Genomic DNA, 24,925 nt, shown 5'->3' with positions numbered 1-24,925 from the left:
CCGCGGCGGGAACCGTCCCGCCGCGGCCTTTCTTTATATCTCGACCTGGCTGCCGAGCTCGACGACGCGGTTGGTCGGCAGCTTGAAGAATTCCATCGCGCTCTCGGCGTTGCGCAGCATCCAGGCGAACAGCTTCTCGCGCCAGATCGCCATCGCCGGCCGCTCGGAGGGCAGCAGCGTCTGCCGGGCGAGGAAGAAGCTGGTGTCCATCATCTTGAACTCGGGCCCGCAGGTCCGCGTCCGCGACAGCACCGCCGGCACGTCGGGGTCCTCCATGAAGCCGTAGTTGATGACGATGCGGTAGAAGCCCTGGCCGAGATCGGCGAAGTCGACCCGGTGGCTTTCGGGCACATAGGGCGCGTCGGCGATCTTCACCGTCAGCAGGATAACCCGCTCGTGCAGCACCTTGTTGTGCTTGAGGTTGTGGAGCAGCGCGTGGGGCACGCCCTGCGCCTGCGAGGTCATGAACACCGCCGTGCCGGGCACCCGCACCGCCGAGTTGACCGCCGACTGGACGAACACCTTGACCGGCATCGCTGCCTCGCGCAGCCGGTTGATCATCAGCATCCGGCCGCGCCCCCAGGTGGTGAGCAGGGTGAAGGCGATGAAGCCGATCAGCAGCGGGAACCAGCCGCCGTCGGGCACCTTGGTCAGGTTGGCGCCGAAATAGGCGATGTCGACCGCCGCGAACACCGCGATCAGCGGCGCGGCGAGCGCCTTGTTCCAGCCCCACAGGTGGATCAGCACCACCGCGATCAGGCAGGTGTCGATCGCCATCGCCCCGGTCACCGCGATGCCATAGGCGGCGGCGAGGTTGGACGAGGTGCGGAACGACATGACCAGCAGGATCACCATCACCATCAGGCCCCAGTTGATCGCCGGGATGTAGATCTGGCCGATCGATCCGGCGCTGGTGTGGGTGATGCGCAGGCGCGGGATGAAGCCGAGCTGGATCGCCTGCTGGGTGACGGAGAAGGCGCCGGTGATCACCGCCTGGCTGGCGATCACCGTCGCCATCGTCGCGAGGATGACGAGCGGCAGGCGCAGCATCTCAGGCGCCAGCAGGAAGAAGGGGTTGTGGATCGTCCTGAGCGCGGTCGCCATGTCCTGCGACAGGATCATCGCCCCCTGCCCGAGATAGTTGAGCATCAGCGCCGGCAGCACGAAGACCAGCCAGCTCAGGCCGATCGGGCGGCGGCCGAAATGCCCCATGTCGGCATAGAGCGCCTCGGCCCCCGTCACCGCGAGCACGACCGATCCCATGGCGAGGAAGGCGAGCGTGCCCTCCTCCATGAAGAAGCGGACCGCATACCAGGGGTTGAGCGCGATCAGGACGTGCGGGTTGCCGATGATGTGCCAGGTGCCGAGCACGCCGAGCGTCGTGAAGTAGATCATCATGATCGGGCCGAACAGCATGCCGACCTTGGCGGTGCCGCGCGACTGGATCATGAACAGCGCGATCAGGATGCCGACCGCGATCGGCAGCACCATCGGCGCGAAGCCTGCCTCCACCGTGGTCAGGCCCTCGACCGCCGACAGCACCGAGATCGCCGGGGTGATCATGCTGTCGCCGTAGAACAGCGCGGTGGCGAAGACGCCGAGCAGGATGATGCCCTTGCCCCAGCGCTTGCCCTCCGACTTGCGGTTGATCAGCGCGAGCAGCGCCAGGCTGCCGCCCTCGCCCTTGTTGTCGGCGCGCATGATGATCGCGACATATTTGAACGTCACGACCAGCATCATCGACCAGAAGATCAGGCTGAGGACGCCGAGGATGTGGAGCTCGTCGGGCGGCAGCGGATGATGGCCGGCGAAGGTCTCGCGGAAGGCGTAGAGCGGGCTGGTGCCGATGTCGCCGAAGACGACCCCGACCGCGCCCACCACCATTGCGCCCAGGCTGCCATGGGCATGGCCGCCATGCCCCGGAGACGATCCGTCCCGGTCGGCGACCGCTGCGGCGTCGCTGCTCATGCGAGACTGGACTTCATGCCTGGAACACGCCCATTTCCCGCGCCCTCCTTCCCCCGTCAGGCGCTTAGCGGCGGGCACCTAGCATTTGTTCCATGCCCCCGCAACATCGTCCGGGGACGGGCCGTGCCCGGTTCCCGGCCGGGCCATCGCGCGGGCCCCTATTCCTTGGCGATGACGGTGCGCAGCGTCACCTGCGTCACCAGCCGCTGCACCCCGGGCAGCGCCGACAATATGTCGCGATGAACCCGTTCGTAGCTGTCGTCGTCGGGAATCTCGACCTTGATCAGATAGTCCGATTCGCCGCTGAGCAGATAGGCTTCGCTGACCTGCGGGGTGCGTTCGAGCGCCTGTTCGAACGCCATCATCGTCGCCTGCCGCTGGTCGGCCAGCGTCACCTGCACATAGATGGTCGACGGATTTCCACGCGCCTGGCGCGACAGCCGGGCGCCATAGCCGAGGATCATGCCGACCTGCTCCAGCGCCCTGACCCGCCGGTGCGCCGCCGACGGCGACAGCCCGACGCGGGTGCCGAGTTGCTCGCTGGTGAGGCTCGCGTCGCGGGCGAGCTCGACGAGGATTTTGCTGTCGATGCGGTCCATGCGGGAGATTCTCGCACGAGTGGCGGCTCGCGCGCAATTCACTCTTCCGATTTGCGTCGCCGCGCCGTCAATTCGCAACCTTTTCCCATCGCCGGAGCGTTATGATCGCGACGCAGCGACGGAGGGGAATGGATCATGCGGATCGGCGTTCCAAGGGAAATCAAGAATCACGAATATCGCGTCGGGCTCACCCCGGCCTCGGTGGCCGATCTCGTCGCCGCCGGCCATGCCGTGATCGTCGAGACGGGCGCGGGCCTGGGCATCGATTTCGAGGACCGGGACTATCGCGACGCCGGTGCCGCTATCGTCGCCGACGCGGCCGCCGTGTTCGCTGGCGCCGACCTGATCGTCAAGGTCAAGGAGCCGCAGCCGTCGGAGATCGCGCTGCTCGAACCGCGCCACACCCTGTTCACCTATCTCCACCTCGCCGCCGACAAGCCGCAGGCCGAGGGGCTGATGGCGTCGGGCGCGACCTGCATCGCCTATGAGACGGTCACCTCGCGCTCGGGCGCGCTGCCGCTGCTCAAGCCGATGTCGGAGGTCGCCGGGCGCATGTCGATCCAGGTCGGCGCCCATTATCTGGAGAAGGAACAGGGCGGGCGCGGCGTGCTGCTGGGCGGCGTGCCCGGCGTCGCGCCGGCGCGGGTCGCGATCCTCGGCGGCGGCGTGGCCGGGATCAACGCCGCGCAGATGGCGGTCGGCCAGCGCGCCGACGTCACCATCTACGACATCAACAATGATCGCCTCGCCGAGCTCGACATGCATTTCGGCAGCCAGATCAAGACCGCCTACGCCTCCAAGGCGGCGATCGCCGCCGCGGTCGCCAGGGCGCATCTGGTGATCGGCGCGGTGCTGGTGCCGGGCGCCGCCGCGCCCAAGCTGGTCACCCGCGACATGCTCAGGACGATGAAGCGCGGATCGGTGCTCGTCGACATCGCGATCGACCAGGGCGGCTGCTTCGAGACGAGCCACCCGACCACCCATGACGACCCCGTGTTCGAGGTCGACGGCGTGATCCATTATTGCGTCGCGAACATGCCCGGCGCGGTCGCCCGCACCTCCGCCTTCGCGCTCAACAACGCGACGCTGCCCTTCGTCCAGAAGCTGGCGAGCCTCGGCGCGGAGGCGGCGATGGCGGCCGACCCGCACCTCGCCGCCGGGCTCAACGTGTCGGGCGGGCAAATTCGCCACAAGGCGGTCGCCGAAGCGCTCGATCTGCCCTTCCAGGGCTAACAGCTTTCCTCCCCCCTCCCCTGGAGGGGAGGAAAAGGGAGAGGGGGAGGGCCTTCCCCCAAACTCCGGGCCGACATGCGGTCCCCCACCGCATGCTCCCCTCTCCCGCCCCCTTGCCGAGAGCCGTGCGCTTTCGTCAGCCGCGCATCTCCGCCGCCTTCACCGTGTTGGCGAGCAGGCAGGCGATCGTCATCGGGCCGACGCCGCCGGGCACCGGCGTCACCGCGCGGGCATGCTGGACCTCGTCATAGGCGACGTCGCCGACCAGCCGGGTCTTGCCGCCCTCGCCGGGCAGCCGGGTGATGCCGACGTCGATGATCACCGCGCCCTCCTTCACCCAATAGCCCTTGACCAGCCGGGGGGCGCCCGCCGCCGCGACGATGATGTCGGCCTTGCGGACGATGTCGGGCAGGCCGCGCGTCTCGATATGGGTGACGGTGACGGTCGCCTCGCGCTCGAGCAGCAGCATCGCGATCGGCTTGCCGACGATGTTCGACTTGCCGATCACCACCGCGTCCATGCCCTTCATGTCGTCGATCACGCTGTCGAGCAGCATCATCACGCCGAGCGGGGTGCAGGGCACCAGCCCGCCGGTGCCGGTCGACAGCCGGCCGACATTGACCGGGTGGAAGCCGTCGACGTCCTTGGCCGGGTCGATCGCGCTCAGCACCATGCCGTCGTCGATGTGCGACGGCAGCGGCACCTGCACCAGGATGCCGTGGATCGTCGGGTCGGCGTTGAGCCGGGCGATCAGCGTCAGCAGCGCGTCCTGCGTCGTCTGCGCGGGCAGGCGATGCTCGAACGACAGGATGCCGACCCGGCGGCATGCCTCGATCTTGCGGCCGACATAGACCTCGCTCGCCGGATCGTTGCCGACCAGCACCACCGCCAGCCCCGGCGGCGCCCCGTCGCGCGCGACGATGGCGCGCACGGCGGCGGCGGTCCGTTCGTCGAGCGAGCGGGCGATCGCCCGCCCGTCGATGCGATGCGCTGTGGCCGCGCTGTCGTGCGCGGCGTGGCTCGGGGCCATGGTCTTCTCCGGAACGTTGGCGTCCGGGTCAGGCAAGCTCCCCGAGCGATACGCTGACGACCTGTCCCTGCGTATATTCCTCGAAGCCCGCCTCACCCATTTCGGTGCCGATACCCGACTGCTTGGCGCCGCGGAAGGGGACTCGCGGATCAACGCCCTGCGGGCGGTTCACCCACACCGTGCCGGTGCGGACGCGCAGCGCGAGTTCGCTCGCGCGATCGACGTCGCTCGCCCAGATCGTGCCGCCCAGGCCATATTCGGTGTCGTTGACCCGTTCGAGCAGCTCGTCGATGTCGCTGTACTTGAGCACCGGCAGCACCGGGCCGAACTGCTCCTCGCGGACCAGCGGCGTATCCTCGGCAATGTCGCGGACGATGGTCGGGCGGATGAAATAGCCGGGGCCGTCCATCGGCTCGCCGCCGGCGACGATCGTCCCGCTCTGCGCGGCGTCGGCGATCAGCGCGGTCAGCTTCTCATATTGCTGGCGGTTCTGGACCGGGCCGATCTGGGCGCCCTGGCGGGTGCCGTCGTCGACCACCGTCTCGCGCGCCAGCCGGCCGAGCTCGTCGCAGAAATCGTCGTAGATCGCCTCGGGCACATAGGCGCGCTTGGTGGCGATGCAGACCTGCCCGGCGTTGCGCATCGCGCCGTCGAACACCTTGCGGGCGACCGTCTTCGTGTCGACGTCGTCGAGCACGATCGCCGCGTCGTTGCCGCCCAGCTCCAGCGTCACGCGCTTCAGCGTCTCGGCGGTCGAGGCGAGCACCTTCTTGCCGGTCGCGGTCGATCCGGTGAACGAGACCTTGGCGATGTCGGGATGGCTGGACAGCGACCCGCCCAGGTCGTTCTCGTCGCAGATGATGTTGAGCACGCCGGCCGGCAGCACGTCGCGGCACAGCTCGCCGAACATCAGGGTGGTCAGCGGCGTGGTCGGCGCGGGCTTGGCGACCATCGTGTTGCCGGTCATCAGCGCCGGGCCGAGCTTGTTGATCAGCAGCACCAGCGGGAAGTTCCACGGCATGATCCCCGCGACCACGCCCAGCGGCACGCGATGCTCGACGATCCGCTGGCGCGCGTCGTCGCGCAGCACCTTCGGTTCCAGCCGCATGCCGGCGAAGGTGCGCAGCACGTTGACCGCGCCCTTGACCTCGCCCGCTGCCTGGTCGAGCGGCTTGCCCTGCTCGGCGGTCAGCACCGCCGCGAATTCGTCGACCTTTTCGGCGAGCGCGTCGGCGATGCCGGTCAACAGCCGGGCGCGTTCGTCGACCGGGGTCGCCGCCCAGCCCGGAAAGGCCCGCTTCGCCGCGGCCACCGCCTGGTCGAGGATCGCGCGATCGGCCTTGGGGCAGCGCGCGAAGGGCTTGCCCAGCGCCGGATTGACGACGTCGAAGGTCGTGGCCCCGGGATGGGCCTGTCCATCGACCAGCATGAAATATTGGCGTTCCATCTTGGCTCCTCGCGCGATCGGGCGGTGTGTGCCGCATATCGTCATCCGCGCCGCCAAGATCAATGTACATCCTACCCCGATCGCGGCAGGCCGAGCGCCTGTTCGGCGATGATGGTGCGGTGGATCTCGCTGGTGCCGCCATAGATGGTCTGGCCGATCGCCTGGCGGTGCTTCTCCTCGATCTCGACCAGCGCCGGGGTGGCGGGGTCGAGCGAGGCGGGGGCGGCCAGCGCCATCAGGTCGGCGGTGTCGGCCATGTAGCTCTCGGTCGCGAACAGCTTCGCCATCGGCCCCGTCGCGCGGCTCGCCTGTCCGGTCGCCGTCGCCCAGGTGGCGCGGCGGCAGAGCAGGTCGGCCAGCTCGACATGCGCCGCGACGCGCGCGATCCGGGCGCGGACGGCGCGGTCGTCGATCGGCGCCGCCCCGCCCTCGCCCGGCGTCCGTGCCCAGCGCAACGCGGCGTCGAGCAGGCTGTGCTGGAGGACATGATAGCCCTCCCCGCCATGCTCGATCGCCATCGCCGCCGCCATCACCGTCATGCCGCCGTCGACCGGCCCCAGCCGGTAGCGGTCGGGCAGGCGGACCTGGTCGTAGAAGCTGATGTTGGTGCGCTCGTCCTGGAGCGTGTGGACCGGCCGGATCGACACGCCGGGCAGCGCCAGCGGCACGAAGAAGATCGTCAGCCCGCGATGCTTGGGCTGCGACGGATCGGTGCGCGCGAGCAGCAGCACATAGTCGGCGATGTGCGCGCCGGTGGTGAACATCTTCTGCCCGTCGATGATCCAGTCATCCCCGTCGCGCACCGCGCGGGTGCGCGCCGCATAAATGTCCGATCCCGAATCGGGCTCGCTGAAGCCGAGGCAGGACAGCGCCGCCCCCTCGGCGAGGCCCGGCAGCACCTCCTTCTGCAATGCGGACGAGCCGAACTGCATCACCATCCGCGCGCCCATGTTGGTGATGCCGATCGGCACCCGGGTCCAGCGATATTCCTCGAACACGCGGGCTAGCGCCGAAACCTCATAGGGGCTGCGCTCGGCCCCGCCCCAACGGCGCGGCCAGTCGGGATAGGCGAGCCCCGCCGCCGCTAGCTTGCGGTGAAAGGCGGGATCGTGGCCGTCGGTCGAATGATGCGCCGTCGCGCGCAGTTCGTCGGTCAGCTCGGCGTCGAAGAAACGCCGCGCCTCGCTGGCGAAGCGCTCGGCCGCCGCGCCGAAACCGAAGTCGATCCCCGGATCGCGCGCCTCGGGGAGCACGGTCGCCGCCCCCGCCCACAGGCGGTCGCCGACCGTGGCGAGCGCCGCGTCGGGATCGCCGTCGATCAGCGCCGCGCGGTTGATCGCGGTGAAATAAAGCTGGATGTCGGATTCGAGCGACAGGCCATAGCCGCCGAAGCTGCGCAGCGCCGTCCGCGCCGCGCGCCGCGCCGCCGTCGCCGCCCACCAGCGCGCCATCGCGATCGACGCGCCGGCATCGCCGCGCCGGGCGGCGGTCGCCCAGATCGCGCGCCACACCAGCAGCCGCCCCGCGTCGAGATCGGTCGCGGCGTTGGCGAGCGGATGCGCGACTGCCTGGAACGCGCCGATCGGCTTGCCGAACTGCCGGCGCTGCGCGGCATAGGCTGCTGCCATCGCCACCGCCTCCTGCGCCGCGCCGACCAGCCAGGCCGCCGACAGCAGGTCGCGCTCGGCCAGCGCCGCCGCATGACGGTCGAGCGCCGCCGGGCCCGACGCCAGCGGTTCGCCCGACGCCAGCGGTTCGAACGTGCTATCGGGCCCGACGATCGCCAGCCCGCCGACCGCCGCGACGATCCGCCGCCCCGCGCCCGCGCCGAGCAGCAGCGGTTCCTTGTTCAGCGACGCGAGGTCCCCGCCGACCTCCCCAAGCAGCCGCGCGGCTGCCACGCCGTCAGCGAGCGGGATCGGCGCCAGCCGGCGTCCCGCCTGCTCGCAGAGCAGCGCTGCCTCCAGCAGGTCGGCATCGGCCCCGCCCGCCGCCTCGGGCGCGCGCATCGCGACGAAGCCGGCCGCGACCGCCTTGGTCCAGAGGTCGGCCGAGAAGCCATCGCGGCCGGCCGCGCGCACCACATCGGCGGGGCATTCGGCCGCGAAGAAGCGTTCGGCGGCGTCGCGCACCAGCCGCTGCTGGTCGGTGAGGTCGAGGTTCATGCGCCGGGCTTCGCGGCGGCGGCGGCGGGCTGTCAAACCGCGCCGCGCCGCTTCCGGCCCGTCGGAAGCCGCCGCTTCTCCCATGCGGCCCCGCTCCGGGCGGCGCATCGATGCCGGCCGGAGGACATATAGTGGCAAATTTCATCGGCTATGCGGCCGCCGACCGGATCGCGACGATCACGCTCGACCGGCCCGACCGGCGCAACGCGCAGAACCAGCAATTGCTGGAGGAGCTCAACGACGCCTGGGAGCGGGCGGCGGCGGACGACGCGGTGCGCGTGATCCTGCTGCGCGCCGAGGGGCCGCATTTCTCGGCCGGGCACGACATCAGCCCGGAAGAGGTCGCCAAGGGCCCCTTCCAGCAGATCGCCGCCTCGATCCCGACGCGCGGCCTGCTCGGCATCCATCAATGGGAGGCGCGCCACTATCTCGGCTTCTCACGGCGCTGGCGCGACATCCCCAAGCCGTCGATCGCGGCGGTCCAGGGCGCCTGCATCGCCGGCGGGCTGCTGCTCGCCTGGCCGTGCGATCTGATCGTCGCCGCCGACGACGCCCGCTTCTCCGATCCGGTGGTGCTGATGGGGATCGGCGGGGTCGAATATCATGGCCACACCTGGGAACTGGGCGCGCGCAAGGCGAAGGAGATGCTGTTCACCGCCCGGCCGATCGACGCGCAGGAGGCCGAACGGCGCGGCATGGTCAACCGGGTGGTGCCGCGCGCCGAGCTCGACACCGCCGCCCGCGCGCTCGCCGCCGAGATCGCCCAGATGCACCCCCACGCGCTCGCCATGGCCAAGCGCGCCGTCAACCAGACGCTCGACATCCAGGGCCAGACCGCCGCGCTGCAGAGCTGCTTCGACATCCACCAGCTCGGCCATGCCTCGGCCTATGCGCAGGGCGGCCAGTTCGTCCTGACCGACCTGCCCGGCATGAAGGGCAAGGACTGATGCTGCGCATCGCCGACGCGGACGGCGTGCGGACGCTGACGCTCGACCGGCCCGAGCGGCTCAACGCGCTGACCCCGGCGCTGCTCGCCGACCTGATCGCCGCGCTCGACGATGCCGCGATCGATCCCGCCGTCCGCTGCCTGCTGCTCACCGGCGCGGGGCGCGGTTTCTGCGCGGGCCATGACCTGGGCAGCGACGGCAAGCCCGGCGACGACCTCCGTCCCGACACCGTCGCGGCGATCATGCTGCGCGATTCGCGCGCGCTCACCCTGCTCCGCCACATGGGCAAGCCGACCATCGCGGCGGTGCGCGGGCCGGCGGCGGGCAGCGGGCTGCTGCTCGCCGCCGCCTGCGACCTGCGCGTCGCCGCCGACGGCGCCGTCTTCAAGCTCGCCTTCGCCAGCGCCGGACGCTGCGGCGATCCGGGCGGCGCCTATCTGCTCACCCGGCTGCTCGGCGCGGCGCGGGCGCGCGAGCTGTTCCTGCTCGACGAGAAGATCGACGCAGCGCGGGCGCTGGCGATCGGCCTCGTCACCCGGGTCGTCGCGGACGAAGCGCTCGACGCCGAGGCGGCGGCGCTCGCCCGGCGGCTGGCACAGGGGCCGACCGGCGCCTATGCAGCGATCAAGCGCAATCTCGCCGCCGCCGAGACGCTGGCCTTCGAGGAGAGCATCGCCGCCGAGGCGCCCGGCAACGCCCGCGCCAGCCTGTCGCACGACGGCCGCGAGGCCGGGCTCGCCTTCGCCGAGCGGCGCCCGCCGGTCTTCCGGGGCTGGTGATCGGCGCCTTTCCGCGCCTTCGGAAAAGCCGCCGCACGGCTTGCCGCAAGCACCCGCCGGCCGCCAGCATGGCCGCGATTTCCCCAGACGAGCGTGGACGATGACCGAGACCCTGCCCTTCCCCGTCTATGACGCGGACAATCATTTCTACGAGCCCGAGGACGCGATCCTGCGCCACCTGCCGGCCAGATGGCGCGACCAGATCCAGTTCGTCACCGTCGACGGCCGCAAGAAGCTCGCGATCGGCGGCAGGATATCCCAATATATCCCCAACCCGACCTTCGAGCGGGTGGCGGCGCCGGGCGCGCATCTCGACTTCTACCGCGCGCGCAACCCCGAGGGCCGCTCGCTGCGCGAGATCCAGGGCAAGGCGATCACCCCGCCCGACGAGTTCCGCCGCGGCGAGAAAAGGCTGGCGGTGATGGACCGCCACGGCGTCCATGCCGCGCTGTTCTTCCCGACGCTGTTCTCGGCGATCGAGAACCGCATGTCCTACGACCATGGCCTGCTCCACGACGCGCTCCACGCGCTCAACCTGTGGACCAGCGAGGAATGGGGCTTCGCGCGGCACGGCCGCATGTTCGGCGTGCCGATCATCTCGCTCGCCGACATGGACCGGGCGCTGGCCGAACTCGACTGGCTGCTGGCGCAGGGCGCGCGCTGCGTCTGCATCCGCCCGGCGCCGGTGCCCGGCTATCGCGGGTCGCGGTCGATGGGCCTGCCCGAGTTCGATCCCTTCTGGGCGCGGATCGCGGAGGCGCGGATCTTCGTCGCGATCCACGCCGCCGACACCAATTACGACACGCTGATCACGATGTGGACCGGCGGCACCGAATGGCTGCCGTTCGAGCCCAATCCGCTGGTCAACTGCCTGCGCATCATCGACCGGGCGATCGCCGACACGGTCGCGGCGCTGATCTGCGGCGGCGTGTTCGACCGGCATCCCGACGTGCGGATCGCCTGCATCGAGAACGGCGCCGCCTGGGTCCGTCCGCTGATCGAAACGCTGCGCTACGTCCATGGCCAGATGCCGCAGACCTTCGGCCGCGATCCAGTCGAGGCGTTCCACCGCCATGTCTTCGTCGCCCCCTTCGTCGAGGACGACATCGGCGAGCTGGCGCGGCACATGGAGACGTCGCGCATCCTGTTCGGCAGCGACTGGCCGCACCCCGAGGGCACCGCCGAGCCGCTCGACTATGTCGAGGAACTGGCCGGCTTCGACATGGCGCAGAAGCGGCAGATCATGAGCAGCAACCTGCAAGGCCTGCTCGAAGGGCGGCGGGACTGAGGCGATGGACGTCGCCGACCGCATCCGGCGCTCCTTCCGCGCGCTTGGCGATCGCCCGGCGATCGAGTTTCGCGGGCGCTGGGTGAGCTGGCAGGAGGTCGGCCGCTTCGCCGACCGACTCGACGCGCTGCTGGCGGAGGCCGGCGTCGCGCCCGATGCGCGGATCGGGCTGGTCGCGCGCAACCGCGCCTCGCACGCGGCGGCGATGCTGGCACTGCTGGCGGCGCGGCGCTCGATCAGCCTGGTCCATCCTTTCCTGCCCGCCGCCGCGCTGGCGACCGAGGTCGAGCGGCTCGGCGCCGCCGCGCTGATCGCCGATGCCGAGGACTGGCCGCCGATCGCGGAGAGCTGCGCCCGCATCGGCTGCGCGGGTATCGCGCTTGGCGAGGAGCCGTTCCTGCCGAGGCCGGTCGACGGGCTGGAGCGCGCGACGATCGTCCAGGCCGCCCATGACGGCGTGATCGAGATATTGTCGAGCGGCACCACCGGCCCGCCCAAGCGGCTGCCGCTGCCGCTCCACGTCCTCCAGCGCGCGGTCGACAGCGCGCCCGAGGGCGAGGGCGCCGATGGTCCGCCGCCCCAGATCAACGTCTGGCCGTTGAGCGGGGTCGGCGGGCTCAGCCTGCTCGCGGCGAGCGGCGCGCAGGGCGCCCCGCTCGTCCTGATCGAGAAATTCACCGCCGAGGCGCTGGCCGACGCGGTGCGCCGCCACCGGCCGCCGATGCTGGGACTGCCCCCGGCGGCGATCCGCATGATGCTCGACGCCGACATCCCGCGCGCGCATCTGGCGAGCGTCACCGCGATCTACGGCGGATCGGCGCCGCTCGATCCCGACATCCAGGAGCGGTTCGAGCGCCATTACGGCATCCCGATCCACTGGGGGCTGGGCGCGACCGAATTCTGCGGCACGATCGTCCGCTGGACCCCGGCCATGCGCCGCGCGGTCGGCGATGCGAAGCGCGGCAGCGTCGGCCTGCCGATGCCCGGCGTGGAGCTGCGCGTGATCGATCCCGACGACGGATCGTCGATCGAGGACGGGCGCGAGGGGCTGATGCAGGTCCGCTGCCCGGCGATCCGTCCCGACTGGGTGGCGACCACCGACCTGATCCGCATCGACGCCGACGGCTATGTCTATCATCTCGGCCGGCACGACGGCGCGATCATGCGCGGCGGCTTCAAGATCATGCCCGAGCGCGTCGCCGACGCGCTGCGCGAGCATCGCGCGGTCCGGGACGCGGCAGTGGTCGGCCTGCCCGACGCGCGGCTGGGGGCGATCCCCGCGGCGATGGTCGAACTGCACGACGGCGCCGAGGCCGACGAGACCGCGCTGCTCGCGCATCTGCGCGAACGGCTGCCCTCGACCCATATCCCGGTGCGGATCGCCGTCGCCGACGAGCTGCCGCGCACCCCCTCGCTGAAGGTCAGCCTCGCCGCCGTCCGCGCGGCGATGGAAGGAAGCCCGACATCATAGACCGTCATGCTGAACTCGTTTCAGCATCCACCGGGAAGCAGGCTCCGAACCGGCGGGCTCCTGCGACGACCATGCGTACCGCCGCCTGCTCCGCTCGACCGACCTGGTGGATGCTGAAACAAGTTCAGCATGACGGTTACCGACTAGGACCTCACCCCCATTCGGGCCGGCCCGGCGGGTTCCCCTTGATGATCGTCGCGCGAACATCGTGCGGATCGAGCCGGGCGATCACCGCCAGCTCCTCGTCGGTCGGGGCCGGCGTCTCGGGCGTCTCGCCGCCGTCGCGGTGGATCGGGAAGCCCGTATTGTCCTGCACCTCCTCGAAGCTCACGCCGGGGTGGAGCGAGACCAGCCGGATCGCATGATCGGGCCCGCCGAAATCCATCACGCACAAATTGGTGAGGATCAGCCGCAGCTCGAGCCTGAACGGCTTGCGCCCGCCGGGCCAGCGCGCCGGGTTGTAGCCCGCCATGCAGACATAATCGACCTCCCCCTCGACGAAGGCGCGCTTGTTGTGCGCGGGGAAGAAGAAGCTGTTCGGATGGTGGATCGAATTGCCGGGAAAGCCGCGCGCGCCGAGCAGCGCCGCCTTCGGCTGGGCATGGTCGCCGATCACGCTGATGTTGGTCTGGCCGTAGCGGTCGATCTGCACCGGGGCGACCATCGCGTGGCGGCGGCCGTTCCACAGATTGTCGAAGGTGCGCAGATAGGGCGCCCAGCCTTCGATCACCGGCTCGAAGCCGCCGCGCGGGCCGAGCGGCACCGGATCGCGCGCGAACCAGTTCTCGCCGTCGGTGATCATCAGGCGCGGGTTGTAGAGCGTCTTGGCGAGACCGGCCGCGAGGCGCGACACCGGGGTGATGCCGGTGGCCAGCCATTCGGGATCGTCGGCCCAGGCCTTGGCGGCGCGGGCGATGATCAGCTCGGTGAGCGTATGCCGCGCCATGGTCAGTACACCGGCCGGGGCGCGGCGAGGATCGCGTCGGCGCCGCCGACCGATGCGACATAGGCCGCCTGGTCGACGTCGACATGGGCGGCGCGATAGGCGTTCCACGCGTCGTCGCTCTCGGCCGACGCGACATAATGGCGAAGATGCTTCATATCGATCTCGTAATCGGGGGCCGCGCTGGTCGGGTGCGCGCCGAACGGCGCCTCCGCGACGCCGGTGACGACCGCGCGCTCGAAGGGGTGGAAACGGGCGTTGCCGGGCAGGCCCAGCTCCTCGGTCGGGACGATGCGCTCGGCGCTCAGGAACACCCGATCGGCGGCGCGCGCCATCAGCTCATCGAAGAAGGGGTCGGGCGACAGGATCAGCGCATTGCCGCGCTCGTCCGACCGGTGGACGTGGAGCAGCGCGGCGTCGAGCCGGAGCGCCGGCATCGCGATAAGCTCCTCCCCGTCCTCAAAGGGGCTGCGGATCGTGCGGAGGTCCGGATGCTCGGCGACCGAGGTCCCCATGCCGCAGCGGGTCGGCAGGAAGGGAAGGTGCATCGCGGCGGCGCGCAGGCCCCAGTGGAGCATGCCCTCGTCCATCTCCCACACCTTCAGGCCCGCCTGGCGCGCCTTCTTGAAATGCGGCTCGATCGGGATGTGGTCGAGCGAGACGAAGGCGAAGGCCAGCTTCGCGATCTTGCCGGCGGCGGCGAGCACCCCGACGTCGGGCCCGCCATAGGACACCACGGTCAGGTCCTTCAGCTTCGACCGGGCCAGCGCCCGGACCAGCGCCATCGGCTTGCGCCGGGTCGCCCAGCCGCCGATGCCGATGGTCATCCCGTCGGACAGGCTGGCGATGATGTCATCGATCGACATTCGCTTGTCGAACGTAGTCGTCATGTCTCTCTCCTCTGCCCGACGCTTTGCTAAGCGATCGCTTGGTTGTCAACATCGCCAGCCGACATTCGGGATAATATCCCAAGTATCGCCGCCATGGACCGCGATCGGTTGCCACCCGGACATTCGCTTGATAGCCTGATCGAATCAGCCGAGCCGCCGGGAGGGGAGAGCCATGGCCGCACGCGACGAGACGCCGCCCGCGAGGCTGCTCGAGGCGCTGTATGCCGGCGTCGCCGACGTCGCCGCGTGGAACCGCTTCCTGCTCGCCTTCGCCGACCATATGGGGGCGAGCCGCGCGGTGCTGCTGCTGACCCGCGCGGGCGAGGACCGGCCGCGCGAGATATTGTCGCCGGGCAGCGACCGGCGCCGCGCCGCGCTCTATGTCGACCGCTATTTCGCGACCGACCCCTTCGTCGGCCTGCCGCAGACGCGGGTGGTGTCGTTCGGCGAATTCCTGAGCCGGCGCGCTGCGGGCGAGATCCGCGCCATCCGCGCCTATCTGTCGGAGACGGTCGGCAGCCAGATATTGGGCGTCGACATCGCCCCCGCGCCCAGCCTGGTCGCGCGGGTCAGGGTCGCGCGGCTGCTCGGCCTGCCCGACTTCGGCGGGCGCGAGCGGGCGCGGATGGAGGCGATGGTGCCGCACCTGGCGATCGCGCTCAGGGGCCTGGCGCTGACGATGCGCCGGGACGCCGAATGCGCGATCCTGCGCGACGCGCTGGCGGCCAGCGGACAGGGCACGCTGGTGATCGACCGCGACCGCCGGATCATGGTCAGCGACGGCATCGCCGACGCGCTGATCGCGCGCCGCGCCGGCCTCAGCGCGTCCAACACCCGGCTGCGGCTGGCGACCGCCGCCGCCGACCGGCAGCTCGGCGCCTATCTCGACGCGGCGCCCGGCGACTGCGACGAAGCCGGCTGCACCCTGCTGGTCGACCCGGCCGGCGACGACGCGCCGATCGCCGTCGCGGTGCGCCCGATCCGGCCGGCGATGCCGGTCTGGACGTCGGACCGCGACCTGCTGCTGCTGCGGGTGCGTGATCCGTCGCGCCGGTCGCGCTTCGACGCGGCGGCGCTGCGCGGGCCCCTGCCGCTCACGTCGGCCGAGGCGGCGGTCACCGCCGCGATGGCCAATGGCGAGACGCTGCGCGAGGCCGCGTCGCGGCTCGGCATCACCTACAATACGGCGCGCGCGCATCTCCGCGCGATCTTCGCCAAGACCGGCACGACCCGGCAGGCCGAGTTGCTCGCCCTCGTCCAGACGCTGGTCCCCGCCCGGCAGCCGGCCGCCGCCGATCGCAAAGCCAGAGCATCCTGAGGAGGGACTGGGCCTTGGCGAAGGCCCGTCTCGAAAGTGATCAGGGCGACCTCGTCCAACTGGACGAGGCGCGGCGGCGGCGACGCACCGACAAGAGCTGCCGAACGCAGCACAGGCAGGACGAGGCCCATGAAATTCTCGATCATCTACGAAGCCCAGATGGTGGACACCTCGCGCGAGAACGAGGCGCGCGTCTTCCACGAGATCGTCGAGCAGGCGCTGCTCGCCGAGCAGTTCGGCTTCGACACGGTGTGGGCGGTCGAGCACACCGCGCTCACCCAATATGCGCATATGTCCGCGCCCGAGACCTTCCTCGCCTATCTGGCCGGACGGACGACGCGGCTCGGCATCGGCCATGGTGTCGTCTGCCTGCCGCCGGCGATGAACCACCCCGTCAAGGTGGCGGAGCGGATCGCGACGCTCGACATATTGTCGCGCGGGAGGGTCCATTTCGGCATGGGCAAGGGCGGCACCCAGCAGGAGGCGGGGACCTTCGGCTATGAGCTGGCCGACCTGCCACCGATGATCACCGAGTCGATGTACCTGATCCCCCGGATCATGACCGAGGACGTCGTCTCGCACGACGGCACCTATGTGAAGATCCCCCCGCGCGAGATCCATCCCAAGCCGTGGCAGACGCCGCACCCGCCGATCTACATGGCCTGCACCAAGGACGACGCGCTGCAGACCGCCGGCGAGCGCGGCATCGGCGCGCTGGTACTCGCCTTCAGCGGCCCGGCCGAGGTCGCGCGCAAGAGCGCCGTCTATCGCGAGGCCCATGCCCGGCGCGACCCGGCCAGGCAGGTCGGCTTCCGCCCGATCGAGCATCTCGCCGCGCTCTGCCCGACGATCGTGCTGGAGGATCGCGAGCGGGCCCGCCGGGTGGGGCTGCGCGGGCAGCGCTTCTTCGTCGAATCGCTCGCCCACTGGTACCAGGGCGGCCCGCGCCCGAACGCCGAGGACCTGTCGGCCGACGAGAACGCCGCCGCGCTGGCCGAGCGCAAGGCCAATGTCGTCGCCTATATCTCCGAGGAGCGGATCGAGTCGTCCCCGCGCGAGACGATCCACGACGTCGCCGACGACGCCTATGGCGATCCCGAGGATTGCCTGCGCCATGTCCGCCGCCTCGCCGAAGCCGGCGCCGACGAAATATTGTTCCTTTTCCAGATGGGCGGAATTGCCCACGCCGACATCATGGAAACGATCCGGCTGATCGGCGAGCATGTCATACCGGCCTATCGCGCCGGCCAGGGCCCGGCCTGAGGCGGGAATCCCGCGCGATCGCATCACTACAACCAAGCGATCGCTCTATGTGCATGATATTCCGAAACGATAAGCCTTTTTTATGTCTGTATCAGCGAGTGTCTTGACTCGTTTTGAATAACAAGCAATCACTTGGTGAACAAAATAGAGTGATGTTTGGGAGAGGGGTAGAGGAATGACACGCAAAACGGTGTTGAGCATCCTGGCCGGTGTTTCGCTGGCCGCCTTGGCAAACGGCGCCTCGGCGCAGACCGTCCCCGATCAGGCGGACGATCAGCGCCAGGGCCTCGAGGAAATCGTCGTGACCGCCCGCCGTCAGGCGGAAAATCTGCAGACCACGCCGGTGTCGGTGTCGGCGGTGTCCGAAAAGATGCTCGCGCGCGCCAACGTCACCCAGATCGACCGGATCACGACGATGGTCCCGAACGTCTCGATCCAGCAGCAGTCGGGCTTCCTGGGCGGCAACACCGCCTTCATCCGCGGCATCGGCACGCAGGAGCCGCTGCTGACGGTCGACTCGCCGGTCGGCATCTACATCGACGGCATCTATGTCGGCCGCAGCAACGCCGCGAACTTCGCGCTGGTCGACCTGCAGCGGGTCGAGGTGCTGCGCGGCCCGCAGGGCACGCTGTTCGGACGCAACACCACCGGCGGCGCGATCAGCATGACCACCAAGGACCCGTCGGAGGAGATGGGCGGCGCGATCAAGCTGGGCCTCGCCAATTATCGCGAACGGCAGGCGGCGGCCCGCTTCGACACCGGCAAGCTGGGCAATAGCGGGATCGCGGCGACGCTGTCCTACCAGCATATGCAGCATGCCGGCTTCACCAAGAACCCCTTCTCGTCGAGCCGGGCGACGACGCCGGGCAGCCTCAACAGCGACGCCGTCTGGGCGAAGGTGAAGGGCGAATGGGGCGATTTCAGCGCCACCTACATCTTCGACTGGAACGACCTGAGGGGCCTGCCGCTGGCGCAGCAGCCGCGCTTCATCTCGAACAACGTCCGCGGCTATTACACCAATGCCACCAATGGCGGCCTGTTCCTGAGCAACGTCAGCGAGTCCTACAAGAAGTCGCTCAACCTCGCCATCGCGGGGCAGCAGAAGGTCAAGATCTGGGGCCATGGCCTGACCCTCGAATATCATGTGTCGGACGCGTTGAACTTCAAGTCGATCACCGGCTTCCGCTCCTATCGCGCCAATCCGCTGGGCACCTATTACGGCCCGCCCGGCGTGTTCGGCCCGACCACGACCGGCATCCAGGAGGTCTATCCGTTCCTGAGCCTCAAGAAGGTCGAGGAGACCGACCAGGTCTCGCAGGAATTCCAGGTGCTCGGCGACACCGGCCAGTTCAAATATGTCGCGGGCCTCTATTACTTCAAGGAGGACGGCTCGACGACCAACCCGTCCAACTCGACCTTCGTCATCTCGCCGACCCTGGCGTCGAACACCGCATCGGTGCTGCAGTTCGGCTTCAAGGCGAAGTCCTATGCGGCCTTCGGCCAGGCGAGCTATCGCCCGGCCGCGTTCGACGACAAGCTCGAGCTGACCGCCGGCGTCCGCTACACCAAGGACAAGAAGGAGGTGAGCCAGACGCTGCCGAGCATCCGCAACGGCAAGAACACCTTCAACAACACCTCGTTCAACGCGATCGTCTCCTACCAGTTCACCGATCGCGTGATGACCTATGCCCGCTACGGCACCGGCTATCGCTCGGGCGGGTTCAACACCCGCGCCTCGGCGACGCAGAACTTCGTCTTCCTGCCCGAGAAGGCGAAGACGGTCGAAGCCGGCATCAAGACCGAGTTCTTCGACCGGCGGCTGCGCTGGAACGCCGCGGTGTTCAACACCGACTACAGCAACCTGCAGGTGACCCAGTTCGTCACCACTTCGGTCGGCAACAGCGGCGGCTTCACCTCCAACGCCAAGGCGACCTTCAAGGGCTTCGAGGGCGAGTTGCAGGCGGTGCCGGTGAAGGGCCTGACCCTGTCGAGCAGCCTCGGCTATGTCGATCCGAAGTACAAGGTGTTCATCGCCCCCAATCCGGCGGTGCCCGGCACCTTCTTCAACGCCGCCGACCAGAGCGAATTCCCCTATGTGCCGAAGTGGACCGCCAATGCGAGCATCCAGTATGAAGGCGACGACGTCGGCTTCGGCCGGCCGCTGGCCCGGCTCGCCTATTCCTACATGAGCAACCGCTTCTTCCACGCGAACCAGTTCTCGGGGAACGTCTTCTACCGGAACATCCGGTCGGGGGCGAACAAGCGGCTCGACGGGCGGATCGGCCTGACCGACATCGCGCTCGGCGCGACCACGGTCGACCTGTCCTTCTATGTCGACAACATCACCAACCGCCACAACATCATCTCGGGCATCGACTTCGGTGCGCTGGGCTTCGCGATCAACAGCTATGCGGCGCCGCGGCGCTTCGGCCTCGATCTCAAGGTCAGCTTCTGAGCATCGCGCGGAAAGGCGGGTACCGGTTTTCCGCAAGAAGCGATGCGACGACAAAGCTGAGAACGGGGGACGGGAACCGGCCGGGCCAACAGCCGGCCGGTTCCCGGAACCGATGGGAAGGGCGCCCTTATCCGGCGCCCTTTTTGTGAATAAGGAGAGGATAGTCATGGCGATCCGCGTCGGCCAATGGGCCACGGGCAATGTCGGCAAGAACGCGCTGCGCTCGATCATCAGCCATCCGGGGCTGGAACTGGTCGGGCTGGTGGTCAGCGATCCGGCCAAGGTCGGCAAGGACGCCGCCGAGATCTGCGGCCTCGACACGCCGACCGGCATCCTCGCCACCGACGACGGCGACGCGCTGATCGCGCTGAAGCCCGACTGCGTCTCCTTCTGCTCGGCCGGCACGTCGGGCCGCGAGGGGGTGACGACCGGCAACCGCCAGTCGAGCGCCGCCGACCATATGTGCGACCTGCTGCGCGCCGGCATCAACGTCGTGTCGACCGCGATCATCCCGCTGGTCCATCCGGGCAGCGCCGACCAGGAGATCGTGCGCCGACTGGAAGCCGCGTGCCGCGAGGGCGGCGCCACCTGCTTCACCTCGGGCCTCGATCCGGGTTTCATGCACGACATATTGCCGCTCGCCCTGTCGGGCGTGACGCGGCGGATCGACACGATCCGGGTCAGCGAGGTGATGAGCTACGGCGTCTGGGACAAGCCCGACGCGATCACCGGCAAATTCGGCTTCGGCAAGCCGATCGACGAGGTCCCGCCGATCGCCCGGCCCGGCGTGCTCGACATGATGTGGGGATCGGTGGTGCGGCTGATCGCCGAGCAGCTCGGCCTCGCGCTCGACCGTACCGAGGAATATTACGAGCTCTATCCCGCGCCCGAGACCTTCACCATCCCGGCGGGCACGATCGCCAAGGGCAGCTCCGCCGGCATCCGCTTCGAGGTGCGCGGCATCGTCGCCGGCAAGGCGGTCGTCGTCGTCGAGCACGTCACCCGGCTGCGCGTCGAGGACGCCCCGCACTGGCCGAAGGGGCCGATCGGCATCGGCGGCGGCTATCGCGTCCAGATCAGCGGCGATCCCGACTGGGTGCTGGAGGTCGGCAATCCCGGCTATGCGGACCCGACCGTGCCCGGCACGCTCGCGACCGCGCTGCGCATCGTCAATGCCATCCCCGTCGTCTGCGCGGCGCCGCCCGGCGTGGTGACGCCGTTCGACCTGCCGATGATCACCGGCAAGGGGCTGGTCGCGGCATGACGGAAGGTCCGGCCGGTGACGACGTCGCGATCGAGCCGGACCTGCCGATCGTCGATCCGCACCATCATCTGTGGGACGGCATCCCCGCGCTGGGGGCCCGCGGCGGCCGTCGCTATCACACGCCCGAGCTTCTGGCCGACCTGGGCTCGGGCCATCGGATCGTCCAGACCGTCGCGATCGAATGCGGCGCGCATTATTTCGACGACGGTCCCGAAAGCCTGCGCCCGGTCGGCGAGACCTTGTTCTTCCTCGGCTCGGCCAAGGGCGCGGCGGGCCTGTGCGCGGGCATCGTCGGCCATGCCGACCTGCAACCGGGCGATGCGGTGGCGCCGGTGCTGGAGGCGCATGTCGATGCCGGCAAGGGCCGTTTCCGCGGCATCCGCCAGTCGGCCAATTGGGACGGCGATCCGCTGTTCGACAATTGGCCGCGCCGGCCGCCGCCGGGGCTGCTCGCCGACCCCGGCTTCCGCGCCGGCTTCGCCCGGCTCGCGCCGCTCGGCCTGTCGTTCGACGCCTGGATCTTCCATCCGCAGATCGGCGAGCTCGCCGACCTCGCCGCCGCCTTCCCCGACACGGCGATCATCCTCGACCATGTCGGCGGGCTGCTCGGCATCGGCAACCACGGCGCCCGCCCGGCCGAGACCTTCGCGCTGTGGCGCGACGGCCTGGCGCGGCTGGCGGAGCGGCCCAACGCGCTGGTCAAGATCGGCGGACTCGGCATGCCGTTCGCCGGATCGCCGCTCCACATGCGCGAGCCGCCGGCGACGGTGGACGAGCTGGCCGCCGCCTGGCGCCCGGTGGTCGAGACCTGCGTCGAGCTGTTCGGCGCGGACCGCTGCATGTTCGAGAGCAATTTCCCGGTCGATTCGGCGACCTGCGGCTATGTCCGCCTGTGGAACGCCTTCAAGCGGATCAGCGCCGGCTGGTCGGCCGACGAGCGCGCCGCCCTGTTCGCGGGAACCGCGCGCCGGGCCTATCGGCTGCCGGACACCGACGAGGCGATCGTTCGACGCTGACCCCTTACGCCCCCAGCAACCGCTCGCGCAGCGCCGGATCGGTCATGAACACCGGCAGCCCGTCCGCGTCGTTATAGGGCGGCCGGGCGAGCATGCCGCCGTCGACCGCGATCACCTGTCCCGACACATAGGCGGCGAGGTCCGACAGCAGGAACAGCGCCACCCCGGCGATGTCCTCGGGCAGGCCGCGGCGGCCGAGCGGCACCACCGCTTTCGCGGCGCGATCCTTCTCGTCGGCGCCGCCGTCGAAGCGCTGCCGGCCGAGCTTGGCGGTAGCGATGCTGCCCGGCGCGATCGCGTTGACCCGGACGCCCGCCCCGCCCCATTCGGCCGCCATCGTCCGGGTGAGGTTGATCAGCGCGGCCTTGGCGGCGGCATAGCCCGCGCCGAAGGGCATGCCGGCGATGCCGGCGGCCGAGGCGATGTTGACGATGCTGCCGCCCTGCCCATGCCCGACCATCGCCCGCGCGACCGTCCGCGACGCGGCGAGCGTCGGCACCGTGTTGAACCGCATCAGCCGGTCGAAGATGTCCATCGCGTCGGCGGTCAGCAGCGGCGCGATCAGATCCTGGCTGGTGATGCCGCCGACGACGTTGACCAGTCCGCGCACCGGACCCGCCTTGGCCAGGGCGTCGGCGAGCGCCGTCTCGTCGGCGAGGTCGGCCTGGACGACGCAATGCCGCGGCCCATGCGGTTCGAGCGCCTCGGCGGCGCTGGCGCAGCCGAGGTCGGTCTTGTCGACCGCGAGCACCGTCGCCCCCGCCTTGGCCAGCAGCACGCAGGCCGAGGTGCCGATCCCGCCGCCGCCCGCGCCGGCGACGACATGGAGCTGTCCGCCCAGGTCGATCATGCCGCCGCCACCGGTTCGGGCGCCGGTTCGGGATTGGCGCCGACGGGCTTGCGGTTCGCGCGCAAGGCGAACAGCGCGCCGAGCATGATGAACGCCCCGAACAGGATGAAGGCGGCGTGGATGCCGATCGCCATCCGCAGCGGATGCATGATGAACGGGTTGGCGAACTCGCCCAGATAATGCGCCGGGGCGATGAAGCCGACCGCGCGGCCGCGCTGCTCGGCGGTCACCCGTTCGAGGATCTGCTGCGACAGATAGGGCGTGGCGATGCCCGCCCCCGCGCCCATCATCGCGCAGGACAGGCCCATCGCCCAGACCGGGTGGAGGCTGCCCATCAGGACGATGCCGCCGCCGAGCAGCAGCAGCGCGATCACGAAGGTCGCCGGCCCCGACAGCCGGCTGCGCAGCCGGCCATAGTTCCACGAGCTGATCGTGAACATGATCGTCGCCATCGCGATCAGGCTCGACTGGAGCGTCGGCTTGGTGATGCCGTTGGCGGTCATCATGAAAGACCCCTGCACCACCGACATGAAGGCGGCGGCGTAGATCGGGATCATGATCAGCAGGATCGGCCAGATGCGGCCGAACGCCCCGGCCCCCGCCGCGCGCGCCTGGACCGATACCGGCTGGGCGGGCCAGCGGCCGAGCAGCGCCAGCGGCACGAACAGCAGCACCAGCGCATAGAGGCCGTAGGACACCCGCCATTCGACATGCTCGGCGATATAGCCCGAGATCATGATCGACCCCATCGACACGACCGCCGCGACCGACGCCTGATAGCCGAGCACGCGGGCGAGCGTCCGCCCCTGGAACAGCAGCCCCGCCAGGGTGAGCAGCGCGGTATAGCCGCCCGCCGCGCCGAAGCCGACGAGCAGCCGGCTGAACAGGAACGGCACGATGTCGTGGGTGAAGGCGCCAGCCATGCCCGCGAGCCCCATCAGCACCGCGCTGCCGATGATCACCGCGCGGATGCCGATCCGCTCGATCAGCCAGCCGGCGATCGGGCCGCCGATGATCACGCCGATGCACGGCACCGTCACCATCATCTGCGCCGCGAAGGCACCCGCGTCGCCGCCGCCGAAATGCTTCGCCACCGCCGGGATGATCGGCACGACCGGCGTCCCCATCATCGCGGTGAAGACCGGCGGCACCAGCACCAGGAGCAGCGCTAGGAACGCCCGCGCCCGCCCCGTCGGGGTCGGCGCCTCGGCGATGAAGCCGCGCAGCCGCCGACCCTCCGGCTGGTTTGCGTCCACTGCGATCGCCATTCGTCCTCTCCTCGATGCGCGATCTAGACGCGCAGGTGCCGTTGCAGGAATTGCTCGGTGCGCCGCTGCGCCGTGGCGCTGGCGTCGGCATGGAAATGCACGCCTTCCGATCGCGCGAAGGCGTGGTGCGCGCCGGGATAGATGTGGGTGGTCAGAGCCGGCGTCCGGCGCGCCTGTTCGGCCAGCGCCGCCTGCGCCTCGGCCGGCACGAAGCGGTCGAGCGCGGCGACGTGCAGCAGGGTCGGCGCGAACCCGTCGTCGATCGCGTCGAGCACATGCTCGATGCCGATCCCGTAATAGGCGACCGCCGCGTCGGCCCCGGCCCGCGCGGCGGACAGGAAGGCGAGCTTGCCGCCCAGGCAATAGCCGATCACCCCGACCTTGCCCGAGCAGCCGGGCTGCGCGCGCAGCCAGTCGACCGCCGAGGCGATGTCGCGCACCGCCTTGTCCTCGTCGAAGCCCTCGTGCAGCGCCATCGCCTTGTCCCAGCCGGCGGGCGTGTCGGGGTCGAACACCGCGTTGCGCTCCTGCCGCCACAGCATGTCGGGCGCGATCGCCAGATGGCCCTGCCGCGCCAGCCGGTCGCAGATGCCCCGGATATCCTCGTTGACGCCCCGTATCTCCTGGATGACGACGATTCCGGGCGCGGCCCCGCCATCGGCCGGAGCGGCGACATAGGCGTCGAACCGGTCTCCGTCGAAGCTGTCTATCCGTGCCACGCGCCCCTCCCC

The 24,925-nt window shown here is 69.9% G+C and carries 20 protein-coding genes; 10 read left to right on the top strand and 10 right to left on the bottom strand.

Annotated features, from left to right (window positions below; all coding sequences use genetic code 11):
* Positions 1 to 33 precede the first annotated feature (33 nt).
* Positions 34 to 1,968 carry a potassium transporter Kup gene (locus HRJ34_RS22800; protein WP_011952898.1) on the bottom strand — a complete coding sequence of 645 codons (1,935 nt, stop codon included), beginning with the start codon at positions 1,966 to 1,968 and terminating at the stop codon, positions 34 to 36.
* Between the two features lie 158 nt (positions 1,969 to 2,126).
* On the bottom strand, positions 2,127 to 2,567 hold the full coding sequence (locus HRJ34_RS22795) for an Lrp/AsnC family transcriptional regulator (RefSeq protein ID WP_029548708.1): 441 nt from the start codon (positions 2,565 to 2,567) through the stop codon (positions 2,127 to 2,129).
* Between the two features lie 135 nt (positions 2,568 to 2,702).
* On the opposite strand from HRJ34_RS22795, the gene ald reads away from it, so the two are divergent.
* Positions 2,703 to 3,800, top strand: coding sequence for an alanine dehydrogenase (gene ald, locus HRJ34_RS22790; RefSeq protein ID WP_208632478.1), 1,098 nt, complete (start codon positions 2,703 to 2,705; stop codon positions 3,798 to 3,800).
* A 136-nt stretch (positions 3,801 to 3,936) separates the two neighbouring features.
* Here the strand turns inward: ald and folD are convergent, their stop codons facing one another.
* The 3 genes from folD to HRJ34_RS22775 form a co-directional block, all read right to left on the bottom strand.
* On the bottom strand, positions 3,937 to 4,830 hold the full coding sequence (folD, locus tag HRJ34_RS22785) for a bifunctional methylenetetrahydrofolate dehydrogenase/methenyltetrahydrofolate cyclohydrolase FolD (protein ID WP_016745422.1): 894 nt from the start codon (positions 4,828 to 4,830) through the stop codon (positions 3,937 to 3,939).
* A 28-nt stretch (positions 4,831 to 4,858) separates the two neighbouring features.
* Positions 4,859 to 6,277 carry an aldehyde dehydrogenase family protein gene (locus tag HRJ34_RS22780; protein WP_208632477.1) on the bottom strand — a complete coding sequence of 473 codons (1,419 nt, stop codon included), beginning with the start codon at positions 6,275 to 6,277 and terminating at the stop codon, positions 4,859 to 4,861.
* A gap of 71 nt (positions 6,278 to 6,348) precedes the next feature.
* The gene (locus tag HRJ34_RS22775) at positions 6,349 to 8,442 is read right to left on the bottom strand and encodes an acyl-CoA dehydrogenase (RefSeq protein WP_208632476.1); all 2,094 of its coding nucleotides are present in this window, start codon (positions 8,440 to 8,442) and stop codon (positions 6,349 to 6,351) included.
* A 131-nt stretch (positions 8,443 to 8,573) separates the two neighbouring features.
* Here HRJ34_RS22775 and HRJ34_RS22770 point away from each other — a divergent pair, with 131 nt between their 5' ends.
* From HRJ34_RS22770 to HRJ34_RS22755, 4 genes are all read left to right on the top strand, one after another.
* Complete coding sequence (locus HRJ34_RS22770) at positions 8,574 to 9,389, top strand: enoyl-CoA hydratase (protein WP_226948904.1); 816 nt, start codon at positions 8,574 to 8,576, stop codon at positions 9,387 to 9,389.
* Positions 9,389 to 10,168 (top strand): enoyl-CoA hydratase-related protein, encoded by a 780-nt coding sequence (locus HRJ34_RS22765; RefSeq protein WP_208632474.1) that lies wholly within the window; start codon positions 9,389 to 9,391, stop codon positions 10,166 to 10,168. The genes HRJ34_RS22770 and HRJ34_RS22765 overlap by 1 nt, the downstream gene beginning before the upstream one ends.
* 100 nt (positions 10,169 to 10,268) lie before the next feature.
* Positions 10,269 to 11,456 carry an amidohydrolase family protein gene (locus HRJ34_RS22760; RefSeq protein ID WP_208632473.1) on the top strand — a complete coding sequence of 396 codons (1,188 nt, stop codon included), beginning with the start codon at positions 10,269 to 10,271 and terminating at the stop codon, positions 11,454 to 11,456.
* 4 nt (positions 11,457 to 11,460) lie between these two features.
* Positions 11,461 to 12,927, top strand: coding sequence for a class I adenylate-forming enzyme family protein (locus HRJ34_RS22755; RefSeq protein WP_208632472.1), 1,467 nt, complete (start codon positions 11,461 to 11,463; stop codon positions 12,925 to 12,927).
* A gap of 151 nt (positions 12,928 to 13,078) precedes the next feature.
* Here HRJ34_RS22755 and HRJ34_RS22750 read toward each other — a convergent pair whose 3' ends face one another.
* Entirely contained in the window at positions 13,079 to 13,873 is a 795-nt protein-coding gene (locus HRJ34_RS22750; RefSeq protein WP_208632471.1) for a CoA-transferase subunit beta, read from the bottom strand.
* A 2-nt stretch (positions 13,874 to 13,875) separates the two neighbouring features.
* Positions 13,876 to 14,760: a CoA transferase subunit A gene (locus HRJ34_RS22745; protein ID WP_029993864.1), complete on the bottom strand. Its 885-nt coding sequence runs from the start codon at positions 14,758 to 14,760 to the stop codon at positions 13,876 to 13,878.
* A gap of 172 nt (positions 14,761 to 14,932) precedes the next feature.
* Here HRJ34_RS22745 and HRJ34_RS22740 point away from each other — a divergent pair, with 172 nt between their 5' ends.
* The 5 genes from HRJ34_RS22740 (at position 14,933) to HRJ34_RS22720 (ending at position 22,076) form a co-directional block, all read left to right on the top strand.
* Positions 14,933 to 16,078, top strand: coding sequence for a helix-turn-helix transcriptional regulator (locus HRJ34_RS22740; protein WP_208632470.1), 1,146 nt, complete (start codon positions 14,933 to 14,935; stop codon positions 16,076 to 16,078).
* Between the two features lie 129 nt (positions 16,079 to 16,207).
* On the top strand, positions 16,208 to 17,341 hold the full coding sequence (locus tag HRJ34_RS22735; protein ID WP_208632469.1) for an LLM class flavin-dependent oxidoreductase: 1,134 nt from the start codon (positions 16,208 to 16,210) through the stop codon (positions 17,339 to 17,341).
* A 175-nt stretch (positions 17,342 to 17,516) separates the two neighbouring features.
* Complete coding sequence (locus HRJ34_RS22730) at positions 17,517 to 19,796, top strand: TonB-dependent receptor (protein WP_011952912.1); 2,280 nt, start codon at positions 17,517 to 17,519, stop codon at positions 19,794 to 19,796.
* A 166-nt stretch (positions 19,797 to 19,962) separates the two neighbouring features.
* A complete protein-coding gene (locus HRJ34_RS22725; RefSeq protein WP_016747644.1) occupies positions 19,963 to 21,060 on the top strand; it encodes an NAD(P)H-dependent amine dehydrogenase family protein in 1,098 nt (365 codons plus the stop codon).
* Entirely contained in the window at positions 21,057 to 22,076 is a 1,020-nt protein-coding gene (locus HRJ34_RS22720; protein ID WP_208632468.1) for an amidohydrolase family protein, read from the top strand. Before HRJ34_RS22725 ends, HRJ34_RS22720 begins: the two co-directional genes overlap by 4 nt.
* A gap of 4 nt (positions 22,077 to 22,080) precedes the next feature.
* Here the strand turns inward: HRJ34_RS22720 and HRJ34_RS22715 are convergent, their stop codons facing one another.
* The 3 genes from HRJ34_RS22715 to HRJ34_RS22705 are packed head-to-tail and all read right to left on the bottom strand — an operon-like array spanning position 22,081 to position 24,913.
* Entirely contained in the window at positions 22,081 to 22,926 is an 846-nt protein-coding gene (locus HRJ34_RS22715; protein ID WP_208632467.1) for an SDR family NAD(P)-dependent oxidoreductase, read from the bottom strand.
* Positions 22,923 to 24,194: an MFS transporter gene (locus HRJ34_RS22710; RefSeq protein ID WP_208632466.1), complete on the bottom strand. Its 1,272-nt coding sequence runs from the start codon at positions 24,192 to 24,194 to the stop codon at positions 22,923 to 22,925. The genes HRJ34_RS22715 and HRJ34_RS22710 overlap by 4 nt, the downstream gene beginning before the upstream one ends.
* A 23-nt stretch (positions 24,195 to 24,217) precedes the next feature.
* Positions 24,218 to 24,913 (bottom strand): dienelactone hydrolase family protein, encoded by a 696-nt coding sequence (locus tag HRJ34_RS22705; protein WP_208632465.1) that lies wholly within the window; start codon positions 24,911 to 24,913, stop codon positions 24,218 to 24,220.
* Positions 24,914 to 24,925: the final 12 nt, after the last annotated feature.

This window comes from Rhizorhabdus wittichii (assembly GCF_017607425.1).
Classification (GTDB): Bacteria; Pseudomonadota; Alphaproteobacteria; order Sphingomonadales; family Sphingomonadaceae; genus Rhizorhabdus; species Rhizorhabdus wittichii.
Note: the sequence above shows the minus strand (reverse complement) of the source record. Positions and strands in the feature narration are given on the sequence as shown.